We start from the raw sequence: 12,462 nt of genomic DNA, 5'->3' as shown, positions 1-12,462 counted from the left end.
AGAACAGACATGTTGAAACTTGCTTGGCGCTGGCTAACCAGCATGCGCACCGCTCTCATGCTGCTCTTCCTGCTTGCTCTCGGTGCGATCCCAGGCGCGCTCCTGCCGCAGCGCTCGCTCAACGAGTCCAAAGTAGACGAATACATCAAGAACAACGGCGAGCTCGCCCAGTGGTACGACAAGCTCCAACTCTTCGACGTCTTCTCCTCCCACTGGTTCACCGCCATCTACGTCCTCCTTTTCGTCTCCCTCATCGGCTGCATCCTGCCCCGCTCCTGGGATCACTACAAGGCGTGGAAGGCCGACCCGGTTAAGGCTCCCAAGAACTTTCAGCGCCTGCCACATCATGGGGCTGGGGTCGTCGATAAGCCACTTGAGCAGGTGGAAGAGGAGGTCCGTGCTGCGCTGAAGGGCTGGCGCGTGGCGTCCTACACCGCCGAGGAAGACCGCGACGGCAAGCGCTCCTTCGCCGCCGAGCGTGGCTACTCCCGCGAGCTGTTCAACCTGATCTTCCACCTCGGCCTCGTCGGCGTGCTCGCCACGGTTGGCGCAGGCAAGATGCTGTACTACGAAGGCCAGGTCATCGTGGTCGCGGGCGCGGACAACAGCGAGTTCTGCAACACGGCCGTCGCCAACTTCGACAGCTTCCGCGCCGGCACGCTTGTCGACGGCACCGGCCTGACTCCCTACTGCGTGAACGTCAATGACTTTTCCGCCGAATACCTGCCGAACGGGCAGGCCAAGATGTTCACCTCGAATGTGGACTACGCTGCGGGCGATGACATCACGAAGCCGCACTCTGAGTGGGACAAGTACACCCTGAAGGTCAATCACCCTCTGCGCATCGACGGCGATCGCATCTACCTGCAAGGACACGGCTTCGCGCCACGATTCACGGTGAAGTGGCCGAACGGCGAAACCCGCACCCAGATGGTGCAGTTCCGTCCCGATGACCCGACGTTCTTCCTCTCCTCCGGCGTGATGCGTTTCGACCCACCGGCCGGCATGTACCCGGACCTGCAGGAACGACGCACCAAGGGCATCGCCATCCAGGGCCTGTTCGCACCGACCGCGCAGTGGACGGGCGAAACTGGCTCGCTGTTGCAGTCGGCCTACCCGGCGATGAAGGACCCTGCCGTTGCTATCGATATTTACCGCGGCGACGCCGGCCTCGACTCCGGTCGCGGCCAGTCGATCTTCACCCTCGACCCAACCCTCATGCATACCGGCGCGCTGCAGAAACTGGAGCGCGTGAACCTCAAGGTAGGCGAGTCGATCACGCTTGACGACGGCACAGTTGTCACCTTCGATGGCGCCAACGAATTCGCGAACCTGCAGATCTCGCACGACCCGACCCAGTTCTGGGTACTGGTCACCACCCTGATTTCCCTCGGTGGATTGGTTGGTTCTCTCTTTGTCAAGCGCCGCCGCGTATGGGTACGCCTGTCACCTTCCGGCACTGGAACGCTGATCGAAACTGCAGGCCTCGCGCGTACCGACCGTGCGGGCTGGGGCGAGGAATATGACCGCATTCACCGCCGTCTCCTGGGGCTACCGGAGCCGGAGGAGGATTAAGGCGCGTACTCAAGATGTAGTATTACTCCTTCCAACGCCCAGAATTGCCCAAAATTTTGCCCTTGAATGTAGTACTACTACATCGCCGGTACCCCATTGCGTCTGTCGGTCACCTATCAGAACTTGAATCCCCAGGCTATGCCCCGCTAAGGTACCTTTATCCATCGAAAGTTTGATTTCGTCTCCAGGAAGGCCCCATGCCGGTCAATCACACGCTCGCGAATTACTCGGACCTTAGCTTCAAGACGGCTTTTGTTATTTACGTTTTCGCGCTGATCTTGTCGATCGTGTACTACGTCAAGCAGTCTCAGGTACTCGCAGAACCAGCGAAGGAGCTTGTGGGCGCGGGTGGGCCTTCGGTCGTCGAAAAGCCAGAGCCTGCAGATAGCGGCGAGAAGTGGGCGGGCATGACCCAGTCCATGATCTGGCTGGCCATCATCTTCCACGGGGTGTCGGTGGTGTTGCGCGGTATGTCCGCGTCGCGTTTCCCGTTCGGCAACCTGTATGAGTATGTCGCGATGGTGACTTTGGTGGCCATGGCGATCGCCGCGTGGGTAATCCAGCGACGTGAACTGCGTGCGATGTGGCCATGGGTGCTCACACCGGTCATTGTCCTACTGTTCTACGGAGGCATGAAGCTCTACGCGGCCTCTGCGCCGGTGGTGCCTGCTCTGCAGTCTTTCTGGTTCCCGATCCACGTCTCTACTGTGTCCATCGGCGCTGGTGTCGGCATGATTTCCGGTATGGCATCGCTGCTGTACGTGCTGCGTATGCACCAGCCAAAGGGCTCTGAGCATGGGATTTTGGGTGCGATTCTGCGCCCGCTGCCGTCCGCAAAGACCCTTGACGGTCTTGCCTACAAGGCCGCTGTCTGGGCGCTGCCGATCTTCGGTATTGGCGTTGCACTCGGCGCCATCTGGGCCGAGTCCGCATGGGGACGCTTCTGGGGCTGGGACCCAAAGGAAACGATCTCCTTGGTCACCTGGGTGCTCTACGCCGCGTATCTGCACGCTCGTGCGACCTCCGGCTGGAAGAACTCCGCCGCGGCGTGGATCAACATTGTCGCCTTCGGCATGATGGTGTTCAACCTGTTCTTCATCAATATGGTGGTGTCCGGCCTGCACTCCTACGCGGGGCTGAACTAAGCACGAAATTTGGCGCGCGGATGGGACGCAGTCGTCCTGTTCGTGCGCTTTCGTCATTTAGACTCGGTGGTGAATAGAGGTGCATTATGACTGAAAAGCTTTACGCCCCGATTCATCCGGGTGAGGTGTTAATGGAGGATTTCCTCAAAGAGTTTGAAATTACGCAGCACAAGCTCGCGGTTTCCATTGGTGTCCCTCCGCGCAGGATCAATGAAATTGTTCATGGCAAGCGTGCGATTACTGCTGATACCGCGCTTCGTCTTGGGAGGTTCTTTGGCGTGGAACCTCAGTTTTGGTTGAACCTTCAAAGCCAGTATGAGCTGGAGCTCGCCGAAGAAAAGGTGGCAGATCAGCTGCAGGAAATTCAGCCAGTTCAGGTTGCCTAGCATCCGGCGGGATATCCTAGAACCATGAAAATCCTGGTCACCGGCGGCGCCGGCTTCATCGGCTCTAACTTCGTGCACCGCACTCTCGCGACGCACCCCGAACACGACATCACCGTGCTCGACAGCTTCACCTACGCCGCCAACGAGGCCAACCTCCCAGCGGACATCGAGGTCCTCCGCCAGGATATCCGCGAACCCCTGACCGGTCGCTTCGACCTCATCGTTCACTTCGCCGCCGAGAGCCACAACGACAACTCCCTCCGCGACCCCTTACGCTTCATCAAGACGAACGTCGAGGGCACCGCTCAGCTGCTCGAGTACGCACGCCTTAACGACGCCCGGTTCCACCACATCTCAACGGACGAAGTCTTCGGGGACCTGGCCCTCGACGACCCTGCCCGCTTCACCCCTGAAACTCCGTACAACCCGAGCAGCCCCTACTCAGCCTCGAAGGCTGCCAGCGACCACTTGGTGCGCGCCTATGTGCGTTCCTTCGGGGTGCAAGCCACGATCTCGAACTGCTCCAATAACTACGGCCCGCGCCAGCATCCGGAGAAGTTCATTCCGCGCCAGATCATTAACCTGCTGCACGGGGAGAAGCCACGACTGTACGGCGATGGTTTGAATGTGCGCGACTGGATTCACGTGGACGACCACAATGACGCGGTCTGGACGATTATCAAGAAAGGCTCGATCGGCCAGACCTACCTGATCGGAGCCAATGGCGAGCGCTCAAACAAGCAGGTCGTGGAGGACTTGAACCGAGCCTTCGGTCGCTCCCCAGACGACTACGTGCACGTGACTGACCGCCCGGGCCACGATCGTCGATACGCCATTGATCCAGCATCGACGAAAAGCTTGGGTTGGAGCGCGTCGCGCACCTTTGACCAGGGTCTGCGGGAAACCATCGACTGGTACCGCGAGAACCCTGAGTGGTGGGCGGAGTCGCGTGCGGCGTCGGAGGCAGGCTACGCAAAAGTAGAGCGCGAACTACACTAGACAGCATGTTGAAGCCTGTTGCTGAAGTTCAAGGTGTGTTCCTCTCCGAGCCGAAGATTTTCCCGGACAACCGGGGGACGTTTAACGAATGGTTCAAGGCCTCCGAGTTTGAGGGAGCAATCGGTTATCCGTTTGACCTGCAGCAATCGAACATTTCTTTCTCTAAGAAGGGTGTGCTCCGCGGCCTGCACTTCGCGGACATTCCTCCTGGACAGGCCAAGTTCGTTACCTGCATGTCCGGCGCCATCCTGGACGTGGTGTTTGACTGTCGCGAGGGGTCGCCGACCTTCGGCAAGTGGTTTGCAGTCGAATTGACCGCGGAGAATCGCAAGAGCCTCTACCTGCCGATTGGCGTGGCCCATGGCTTCCTGGCCCTGGAGGATGCGACGGTCGCGTACCTGGTGTCCAGCGAATATGAGCCGGCGCTGGAGCACACGATTGACCCATTTTCGGTGGGCATCGACTGGCCACAGGCGGACTACATCCTCTCCGACAAGGACAAGGAAGCACCTTCCCTGGAAGAAGTGCAGCTGCCACAGTTCGCGGACTGCGCCGAGTTCGAGAAGATGCTGCGCGAAGGCTGGGCCGAGTGAAAGGCATCATTCTCGCAGGTGGCACGGGTTCGAGGCTGCGCCCGATTACGCTAGGCGTCTCCAAGCAGCTCGTCCCGGTCTATGACAAGCCGATGATCTACTACCCGCTGTCCACGCTCATGCTCGCGGGCATCCGGGACATCCTGATCATCACCACGCCCGAGGACCGACCTTCATTCGAGCGCTTGCTTGGCGACGGCAGCCAGTTCGGAATCAATCTGACGTTCAAGACGCAGGACGCGCCCCGCGGTCTCGCGGAGGCATTCATCCTGGGGGCCGACCACATCGGCGATGACTCCGTCGCCCTCGTCCTCGGCGACAACATCTTCTATGGCGCAGGCCTTGGCACTCAGCTCCGCCGCTTCCAAGACATCGATGGTGGCGCCATCTTCGCCTATTGGGTGGCCGAACCATCCGCTTATGGCGTTGTGTCCTTCGACGAGGAGGGACGTGCCACTGGCTTGGAAGAAAAGCCCGCCAACCCAAAGTCGCATTACGCGGTACCCGGCCTGTACTTCTACGACAACAACGTGGTCGACATCGCCCGTGGCCTCACCCCAAGCGCTCGTGGCGAATTGGAAATCACGGACGTCAACAACGCCTACCTCGAGTCCGGAAAACTGCAGGTGGAGGTGCTCCCGCGGGGGACTGCATGGCTGGATACGGGAACCGTCGATATGCTCATGGCCGCCGGCGACTTCGTCCGCACCATCGAGCAGCGCCAAGGCCTCAAAATTGGAGCGCCGGAAGAGGTGGCGTGGCGCATGGGCTTTATCGACGACCACCAGTTGCAACAGCGCGCGGAGGCCCTGAAGGCGTCCGGCTACGGCGATTATCTGCTGCAGGTGCTGCAGCGGGGCTAATTACTTAATGATGTCCGAGGCGAGCGTCTCGATACACGTAAACAGGCGCTCGTTCACGGAGTAGTAGGCCCACTTGCCGCGCTGTTCGCGCTTTACCAGGTTCACCGCGATCAGCTTCTTCATGTGGTGAGTGACAGTTGGTGCAGAAACCCCAAGAGCTTCAGCGAGCTCAAGCCCACACACATCTTCGCAGCCCTTCTGTGCAACGAGATGGAGAAGACGAAGACGGGTTGGATCGGCCAGCGCCTTGAAAACTCCCACGATGTGGTCGAAATCAGGGTTGTCCGAAACAGGCCGCCAAGGTCCATTTATTGTCGCCGTGGCGAATGGGCTTGCAGTCATATCATCGATACTACGCCTCTGGGCCCTGCTCCTTTTTGCGCTCCTCTTCACGACGCTTTTTGAAGCGTTCCTTCTCCAATTTCCAGAGGAATTCCTCGTCGTCATCCGGGCCCTTGATCATCGGAGGTTCAGGGCGAGAGGCGCCACCAAGAGACTGAGGAGCAAAGGCCTTCCAGAGCAGGACGATCGCCACAATGATCAACAGGAGTAGAAGTAGTCGTCCCAAGGTTTTAGCTCCCTCGTAGGCCTCTAGTATGGTCATGGATGTGAATCAAGAACCGATCCTCGATAAGTCCCTGCGAAACAGGGCATGGCGAGACATCGCTCTCTACGGGCTGGCACGATTGGGCCTCTTCATCGTGCTTACCATTGTCATTCAGTCTGCAGCAATCCTCATCGGCGCGCCAGTACCCCTGCTCATCTCATCATTGCTGGCGCTGCTGGTCGCGTTCCCGCTGTCGATGTTCGTATTCAAGGGACTGCGCCTGCGTGTGAACCAAGAAGTCGCCGCCTGGGATGAGCAGCGTAAGGCTCACAAGGCATGGGTCAAGCAGGAACTAGCCGAACGTTAGTTTTCCAGTTGTCCCTCCCGGAGGAATGTGTGCCCTAGGTGTAGGTTCCTCCGGGTTTTTGCGTCTTGTGCTGGGGAATGCGTTGGAAAGCCGGGGAAATTTGTCTTGCGTTTTAAATTCCTCCGGGTGGTGACAGCCCAGAGGTGGTTTGAAGCCTGGCGAGGTTTCAGATCCTTGGCGTCCCGGAGGAATGTGTGCCCTAGGTGTAGGTTCCTCCGGGTTTTTGTGTCTTGTGCTGGGGGAACAGTTCCAAAAGCCGGAGGAATTTGTCTTTGAGGTCAGATTCCCCCGGGCAGGCCCCCGGGCAGGCCCCCGGGCAGGCCCCCGGGCAGGCCCCCGGGTGAGCCCCCGGGCAGGCCCCCGGGTGAGCCCCAGCCAAGCCTCCCTAAACCCCGATGCTTACTGCAGTCAGCACTGCCCACACCAGCATGGCTCGTCCGGTCAGACCCAACACGGGGATGAGGGCGGGGCCGACCGCACCGGAAGTGATCGGCTTAGAAGCCGGTACCAGAAGAAGTCCGGCTGCCAGTCCTACCAGGGCCCACGGAGTGCACAGGATCGCCAGGATCACGGTCACCACTAGTGGCATCGACGCGAGAACAAGCCATAGGCGACGGGTGCCGGCATCGCCCAGGCGCACCGCCAGGGTGATCTTCCCAGAAGCAGTATCGGAGGGGATGTCGCGGAGATTGTTGGCCAGGTTGACGGCGGCGGAAATAGATCCGACGGCTACGGACGTCGCAAAGCCCGCCCAGCTGATCCGGCCCGTTTGAGTCAGCTCTGTGCCGCAGACGGCGACCAGGCCGAAGAAGGTGAAGACGGCGACTTCGCCAAGTCCGCGGTAACCGTACGGGTTTTTACCGCCGGTGTAGAACCAGGCGGCGAGGATGCAAAGCAAGCCGACCAGGATCAGCCACCAGTAGGAGGCTAAGGAGAGGGCGATGCCGAAGACTCCGGCGATGCCGAAGGAGATGAATGCCGCGCGCTTGACCGATGCGGGGGCAGCGAGTCCGGAGCCGGTGAGACGCAGGGGGCCGGTGCGGTCATCGTCGGTGCCCTTGATGCCGTCGGAGTAGTCGTTGGCGTAGTTCACGCCGATAATCAGCGCCCAGGCGACACCGGCCGCGAGCAGCGCGCGCCACCAACTGAATCCGCCTTGGAAGGCTGCGACGCCGGAGCCGGCGATGACGGGTGCGAAGGCATTCGCCCAGGTGTGAGGGCGGGCGGCCTCCCACCAGTCGGCAACAGTTGCTTGTGACATAGCTACCATTGTGCCCGTCGCGGTAGTGTGTGTAGAAATTGGCCACTAAATAAGAAAGCGAGCGTGTTCGAAGCGATGATGTGGATCGGCTATACCCTCGGGCAGATCGCCAGCTTCTTCCTCACGTGTTTTCGCATCATCCCGCTGTGGCTTGCGAACCGCCTGTCGCGCACCCGCATTCCGCAGGACGGCGATGTGGTCATCTCCCTCACCACCTATGGCAAGCGCCTGCCGAAGGTATATCTAACACTCGAATCGATCGCCCGCGGTTACGTCAAAGCGCCGATCATCCTGTGGCTCGACGAGCCCGACTTCAACTCCGAATACCCAGACACCCTCAAGCGCCTCATCAAACGTGGCCTGCAAGTGCGCTGCTCCGACGGTCGCTACGGCCCCCACACCAAATACTGGGGCCAATTCCGCGAGGTCTACGGCACCAACACCCGCGTCGCCACCATCGATGACGACATGATCTACCCAGAGTGGTTCCTACAGAACCTCCTCTTCATCGGCGACCTGCGCAACGACGTCGTCATCGCCTACCGTGCTCACCGCATCGAGCTTCGCGACGGCCACATGCTGCCCTACGCCAAATGGAGCGCCGCCGACACCTGCCAGGCCTCCTACCTGCACTTTGCCACTGGCGTCTCCGGGGTCCTTTATCCGCCAACCTTCATTTCCTACGTGGTGGCTCAGGGCGATGTCTTCATGCAGCTCACCCCACGGGCCGATGATGTCTGGCTCCACGCCTGCGCCCTACGCTCGGAACACCCAATCCGCCAGGTGTACGCGCAGCCCCGCCACTTCGCAGTCATCCCATCGACACAGGTCGGAGCCCTCGTCGTGGGCAACACCCTGATGGGTGGCAATGACGAGCAGATCAACAAGGTCTACACGCAGGAGGACCTGGACAAGTTGCTGGAGGCCTCGTCTCGGGAGGACTAGGGGGTTCTTTGAGGGCCCCGCGGCAGCGATAATCCCCTTTAGATATTGGCCACTTCAAGAGTGCTACTGGCCCATTATCTAACGGGGATTATCGTCCTCGCGGAAAAGGCTGCCCGCCGAACCCCCCCCAACCGAAAGCCTCTAAACACCTACCCAAACATCTTCCCGACCTTCACTCGGTCCACTTTCCCGGGACCCGTCAGTGGCAACGCCTCTACGCTCTGCAATTCCCGGGGCAACTGCCATCTAGGCAGCTCGTCCAACGCTGCGATAACTTCCCCCGGATTCAAGGAGCCTGTGTAAGCAGCCACGATCTTTTGCCCAAGTCGCGGATCGGGCACTCCGACTACGCATGCTCCGGTAACTCCCGGCACATCCAGCAATGCTTGTTCCACTACTTCGGGGTGGATTTTCAGCCCGCCGGTGATGATGACATTGTCGAGTCGCCCAGTTACTCGCAAAACACCGTCTTCCAAGACTCCCGTGTCAGAGGTGGCGAACCACCCCGGTTCTTCAAAAGCCGACGAAGAGGGCACATTCCGGTATCCCGAGGCGATCATCGGCCCGCCGAGGTGAATCCTTTCGCCCACGAGGCGGATTCGCGCGCCGGGAATTGGGCGCCCGTTGTAGACACAGCCTCCGGAAGTCTCCGAGGACCCGTAGGTGGTCACCACGTTGATTCCCATTTCGCGGGCTGCCCGGAGGATGTCGCGGGAAATGGGTGCGCCGCCGACCAGGATGGCGTCGAAAAGCCTGAGGGCGTCGATACCTTGCAGGGTGTCCATCGCTTTGATCAGCTGGTTGGGCACGAGGGAGGTGTAGCTGCGGTCTCCGGTGGAGGCGAGTTCGGCGGCGGCGCTGGCGAAGGCGGGGATGGAAAAGCCGGCGCTGACGTCCTGAAACGTCGGCTCGATTCCCGCGACCAGCGAGCGGATGAGCACTTGAATCCCGGCGATGTGGTGGGCCGGCAGCGCGAGGTGCCATTGTCCGGTGCCACCGAGGAATTGGTGGGTGGCGTCGGCGGAGCTCACGAGGTTGGCCGGCGAAAGCAGTGCGCCTTTGGGAGTGCCGGTGCTTCCCGAGGTTGCCATGACGAGTGCGGCCTCGCACTCCTCGCCCACGCTTTGCGACGACCGAAGCGTTGCCGCGCGCCCCTGATCATGGTCGGGGAGGGGCAGCAGGGAGCGAGTTCCGGAGATGGCGGCTTCGAGGTCGTCGAGGATCCGAACGGGGTTGTCGCTGGGTACGACGAGGGGCTCGAGAATTAAGTTACTCACGGCTTTCAAGTGTAGTGGCCCCCACAATTGCGGTCACTATTCAATAACGTTTGCGAAATGTCCCTATAAGCGCAGTGGGGGAGGGGTGCCACTCAAACTGAGTCCGAGGCCAACTCAAGGTAAAACCCCAGGTGTGAGACCTTTTCGTGACCTATTGAAAATGAGTTAATTCATTCACCTGCTTAACCTTGTCTTAAGCAAGCGGCGTTACTGGGCGTCGCACAGACATAAGGGAATAACCGTGTTTAAGAAGTCCATAAACATTGCTATGGCATTCGTCGGAGTTGTTGTTGGCGCAGGTTTCGCCTCGGGTCAGGAAGCGCTCCAGTTCTTTGTCGCGTTCGGCCCGTGGGGCATCGTGGCTGCCGTGTTCGCCGGAATCATGCTTGGAATCGCCGGCATGATCGTGCTCAAGTTCGGCTCCTACTTCCTCGCCGATGAGCACAACGCTGTGTTCAGCAAAGTGACCTACCCAGTGCTGGCCCGAGTCATCGACTATGGCATCATGGCCACCCTGTTCGCCGTCGGCTTCGTGATGTTCGCTGGCGCCGGCGCCAACCTGCAGCAGCAGTTCGGCCTTCCGATGTGGATGGGTGCGGTGATCATGCTGGTGCTCGTGGTCGCAACCGGATTTCTTGATGTCGATCGCGTCAGCCAGGTGATCGGCGCGGCCACCCCATTTATCATCTTCTTCCTGGTCCTGGCCATGTACTTCGCTATTCGCCAGGCACCGGCCGACCTGTCGACCCTGCAGCCGTACACGGAGCAGGTGGCAACGGAGCTGCCTAACTGGTGGGTTTCCAGCATCAACTACATCGGTTTCAGCATCATCGTTGCCGCATCTATGTGCATCGTGATCGGTGGTGCTCATCATGACACCCGCGCCGCCGGTTGGGGCGGACTGCTTGGTGGCGCCATCTACGGCCTGCTTCTGACCGGCCTGGTCGTTTCTCTCTGGGTGGCGCTGCCAGTCGTTGGAAACCAGGCAATGCCAACGCTCGCCCTGGTCGATAGCGTAAATCCTGTGCTCGGCGACATCATGGCCATCGTCATCTTCGCCATGATTTACAACACCGCGATCGGTATGTTCTACGCGATGTCGCGCCGATTGACCGTCGCAAAGCCTACGCGTTTCCGCGCGGTATACGTCGCGATGTGCCTCGTCGGTTTCGTCCTCAGCTTCGTCGGCTTCAAGACTCTCGTGTCTTACCTTTACCCGCTGCTCGGCTACGTCGGCGTGGTGCTGATCGTGGTGCTTATTGTTGCCTACCTGCGCGGACGCTCCCGCATCAACGCCGAAATTGAGCGTCGTGAAACCATCCGTGGCCTGCTGATGCGCAAGCTGAACCCTAAGGTCGCGTTCACCAAGATCCACGCGCGCAAGCTCAAGGCCGTGGTCGCCGCCTCCCCTGCGGAGGACGCCACGCTGGAGGAATCCATCACCAGTGACGTCACGCAGGAGCTTATCGACGACGGGCACCTCGAACTCGCGGATATTGAACCCGTCGACGAGGCGCCGAAGAACTTGGTGACCCGCTAGTAGTAGTACGGGAACTCGGACCAGTCCGGGTCCCGCTTTTCCAAGAAGCTGTTCTTACCTTCCACGGCCTCATCGGTCATGTAGGCAAGTCGGGTGGCCTCGCCCGCGAAGACCTGCTGGCCCATGAGGCCGTCGTCGGTCAGGTTGAAGGCGAACTTCAGCATGCGCTGCGCGGTAGGGGACTTGCCGTTGATCTCTCGGCCAAGCTGGATTGCTTCGTCCTCGAGGTCTGCGTGATCAGCGACGATGTTGACGGCACCCATGCGCTGCATCGTTTCGGCGTCGTAGGTGCGGCCGAGGAAGAAGATCTCGCGGGCGAACTTCTGGCCCACCATCTTGGCCAGGTAAGCCGAGCCGTAGCCGGCATCGAAGGATCCGACATCAGCGTCGGTCTGTTTGAACTTGGCGTACTCGCGGGAAGCAATCGTCATGTCGCAGACCACGTGCAGGGAGTGGCCGCCGCCGGCCGCCCAGCCATTAACAACAGCGATAACGACCTTCGGCATCGTGCGAATCAGGCGCTGCACCTCGAGGATATGCAGGCGTCCGCCTTCAGCCTTGGTGCGCATCTCATCTACCGTGTCAGCGGTTTCACCGGAGGCGTAGCGGTAGCCGGAACGTCCGCGAATTCGTTGATCGCCGCCGGAACAAAACGCCCAGCCGCCGTCCTTTTCCGATGGGCCATTGCCGGTGAGCAGCACCGTTCCCACATCTGGGGTGCGGCGGGCGTGGTCGAGAGCGCGGTACAGCTCATCCACGGTGTGTGGGCGGAACGCGTTGCGCACCTCAGGGCGGTCAAAGGCGATGCGGACGATACCGTCGGCACGCGTGTCGCCAATGAGGCGGTGGTAGGTGATGTCGGTGAGGTCTTCGAAGCCCTCGACGGGCTTCCATAGTTCTGGCTTAAAAGGATTAGTCATGCCTCTACTTTAGGTGTCCCCCGGCCTCTCGCCGCGGAAGCCTG

The 12,462-nt window shown here is 60.3% G+C and carries 14 protein-coding genes; 9 read left to right on the top strand and 5 right to left on the bottom strand.

The window, feature by feature from the left end:
- The first annotated feature begins 9 nt into the window (after positions 1 to 9).
- The 6 genes from WG939_RS05240 to rfbA all read left to right on the top strand — a co-directional run bounded on the left by WG939_RS05240 (position 10) and on the right by rfbA (position 5,561).
- A complete protein-coding gene (locus WG939_RS05240; RefSeq protein ID WP_339983393.1) occupies positions 10 to 1,575 on the top strand; it encodes a cytochrome c biogenesis protein ResB in 1,566 nt (521 codons plus the stop codon).
- A 197-nt stretch (positions 1,576 to 1,772) separates the two neighbouring features.
- Complete coding sequence (gene ccsB, locus WG939_RS05235; RefSeq protein WP_339983391.1) at positions 1,773 to 2,720, top strand: c-type cytochrome biogenesis protein CcsB; 948 nt, start codon at positions 1,773 to 1,775, stop codon at positions 2,718 to 2,720.
- 86 nt (positions 2,721 to 2,806) lie between these two features.
- On the top strand, positions 2,807 to 3,106 hold the full coding sequence (locus tag WG939_RS05230) for a HigA family addiction module antitoxin (RefSeq protein WP_339983389.1): 300 nt from the start codon (positions 2,807 to 2,809) through the stop codon (positions 3,104 to 3,106).
- Between the two features lie 24 nt (positions 3,107 to 3,130).
- The gene (gene rfbB, locus WG939_RS05225) at positions 3,131 to 4,105 is read left to right on the top strand and encodes a dTDP-glucose 4,6-dehydratase (protein WP_339983387.1); all 975 of its coding nucleotides are present in this window, start codon (positions 3,131 to 3,133) and stop codon (positions 4,103 to 4,105) included.
- Between the two features lie 5 nt (positions 4,106 to 4,110).
- The gene (gene rfbC, locus WG939_RS05220; RefSeq protein ID WP_339983385.1) at positions 4,111 to 4,698 is read left to right on the top strand and encodes a dTDP-4-dehydrorhamnose 3,5-epimerase; all 588 of its coding nucleotides are present in this window, start codon (positions 4,111 to 4,113) and stop codon (positions 4,696 to 4,698) included.
- Entirely contained in the window at positions 4,695 to 5,561 is an 867-nt protein-coding gene (gene rfbA, locus WG939_RS05215; RefSeq protein WP_339983383.1) for a glucose-1-phosphate thymidylyltransferase RfbA, read from the top strand. Before rfbC ends, rfbA begins: the two co-directional genes overlap by 4 nt.
- Here rfbA and WG939_RS05210 read toward each other — a convergent pair whose 3' ends face one another.
- Together WG939_RS05210 and WG939_RS05205 are read right to left on the bottom strand one after the other, a co-directional pair.
- Positions 5,562 to 5,903 carry an ArsR/SmtB family transcription factor gene (locus tag WG939_RS05210; RefSeq protein ID WP_339983381.1) on the bottom strand — a complete coding sequence of 114 codons (342 nt, stop codon included), beginning with the start codon at positions 5,901 to 5,903 and terminating at the stop codon, positions 5,562 to 5,564.
- A gap of 10 nt (positions 5,904 to 5,913) precedes the next feature.
- Positions 5,914 to 6,165 carry a hypothetical protein gene (locus WG939_RS05205; protein WP_445227871.1) on the bottom strand — a complete coding sequence of 84 codons (252 nt, stop codon included), beginning with the start codon at positions 6,163 to 6,165 and terminating at the stop codon, positions 5,914 to 5,916.
- Between WG939_RS05205 and WG939_RS05200 the strand changes: the two genes are divergently transcribed.
- Positions 6,164 to 6,475 (top strand): DUF4229 domain-containing protein, encoded by a 312-nt coding sequence (locus WG939_RS05200; protein WP_339983379.1) that lies wholly within the window; start codon positions 6,164 to 6,166, stop codon positions 6,473 to 6,475. The genes WG939_RS05205 and WG939_RS05200 overlap by 2 nt on opposite strands.
- 385 nt (positions 6,476 to 6,860) lie before the next feature.
- Here the strand turns inward: WG939_RS05200 and WG939_RS05195 are convergent, their stop codons facing one another.
- Positions 6,861 to 7,736 (bottom strand): 1,4-dihydroxy-2-naphthoate polyprenyltransferase, encoded by an 876-nt coding sequence (locus tag WG939_RS05195; RefSeq protein WP_339983377.1) that lies wholly within the window; start codon positions 7,734 to 7,736, stop codon positions 6,861 to 6,863.
- 78 nt (positions 7,737 to 7,814) lie between these two features.
- Here WG939_RS05195 and WG939_RS05190 point away from each other — a divergent pair, with 78 nt between their 5' ends.
- Positions 7,815 to 8,681, top strand: a complete 867-nt coding sequence (locus tag WG939_RS05190; protein WP_339983752.1) for a glycosyltransferase — start codon at positions 7,815 to 7,817, stop codon at positions 8,679 to 8,681.
- A gap of 149 nt (positions 8,682 to 8,830) precedes the next feature.
- Here the strand turns inward: WG939_RS05190 and menE are convergent, their stop codons facing one another.
- Entirely contained in the window at positions 8,831 to 9,958 is a 1,128-nt protein-coding gene (gene menE / locus WG939_RS05185; RefSeq protein WP_339983375.1) for an o-succinylbenzoate--CoA ligase, read from the bottom strand.
- Between the two features lie 241 nt (positions 9,959 to 10,199).
- Here menE and WG939_RS05180 point away from each other — a divergent pair, with 241 nt between their 5' ends.
- Positions 10,200 to 11,498, top strand: coding sequence for a YkvI family membrane protein (locus WG939_RS05180; RefSeq protein ID WP_339983373.1), 1,299 nt, complete (start codon positions 10,200 to 10,202; stop codon positions 11,496 to 11,498).
- Here the strand turns inward: WG939_RS05180 and WG939_RS05175 are convergent.
- Positions 11,495 to 12,418, bottom strand: coding sequence for a 1,4-dihydroxy-2-naphthoyl-CoA synthase (locus WG939_RS05175; RefSeq protein WP_339983371.1), 924 nt, complete (start codon positions 12,416 to 12,418; stop codon positions 11,495 to 11,497). The two genes, WG939_RS05180 and WG939_RS05175, sit on opposite strands and share 4 nt — an antisense overlap.
- Between the last annotated feature and the right edge of the window lie 44 nt (positions 12,419 to 12,462).

It is taken from the genome of Corynebacterium sp. H130, assembly GCF_037572395.1.
Classification (GTDB): Bacteria; Actinomycetota; Actinomycetes; order Mycobacteriales; family Mycobacteriaceae; genus Corynebacterium.
This window is presented reverse-complemented; position numbering and strand designations above follow the sequence as displayed.

Bases quoted from the DNA above. Each gene is read 5' to 3' on its own strand.
- WG939_RS05195 (WP_339983377.1), bottom strand. From the start codon at position 7,736: ATGTCACAAGCAACTGTTGCCGACTGGTGGGAGGCCGCCCGCCCTCAC.
- WG939_RS05190 (WP_339983752.1), top strand. From the start codon at position 7,815: ATGTGGATCGGCTATACCCTCGGGCAGATCGCCAGCTTCTTCCTCACG.
- WG939_RS05230 (WP_339983389.1), top strand. From the start codon at position 2,807: ATGACTGAAAAGCTTTACGCCCCGATTCATCCGGGTGAGGTGTTAATG.
- WG939_RS05200 (WP_339983379.1), top strand. From the start codon at position 6,164: ATGGATGTGAATCAAGAACCGATCCTCGATAAGTCCCTGCGAAACAGG.
- WG939_RS05240 (WP_339983393.1), top strand. From the start codon at position 10: ATGTTGAAACTTGCTTGGCGCTGGCTAACCAGCATGCGCACCGCTCTC.
- rfbB (WP_339983387.1), top strand. From the start codon at position 3,131: ATGAAAATCCTGGTCACCGGCGGCGCCGGCTTCATCGGCTCTAACTTC.
- WG939_RS05210 (WP_339983381.1), bottom strand. From the start codon at position 5,903: ATGACTGCAAGCCCATTCGCCACGGCGACAATAAATGGACCTTGGCGG.
- WG939_RS05205 (WP_445227871.1), bottom strand. From the start codon at position 6,165: ATGACCATACTAGAGGCCTACGAGGGAGCTAAAACCTTGGGACGACTA.
- ccsB (WP_339983391.1), top strand. From the start codon at position 1,773: ATGCCGGTCAATCACACGCTCGCGAATTACTCGGACCTTAGCTTCAAG.
- rfbC (WP_339983385.1), top strand. From the start codon at position 4,111: ATGTTGAAGCCTGTTGCTGAAGTTCAAGGTGTGTTCCTCTCCGAGCCG.
- WG939_RS05175 (WP_339983371.1), bottom strand. From the start codon at position 12,418: ATGACTAATCCTTTTAAGCCAGAACTATGGAAGCCCGTCGAGGGCTTC.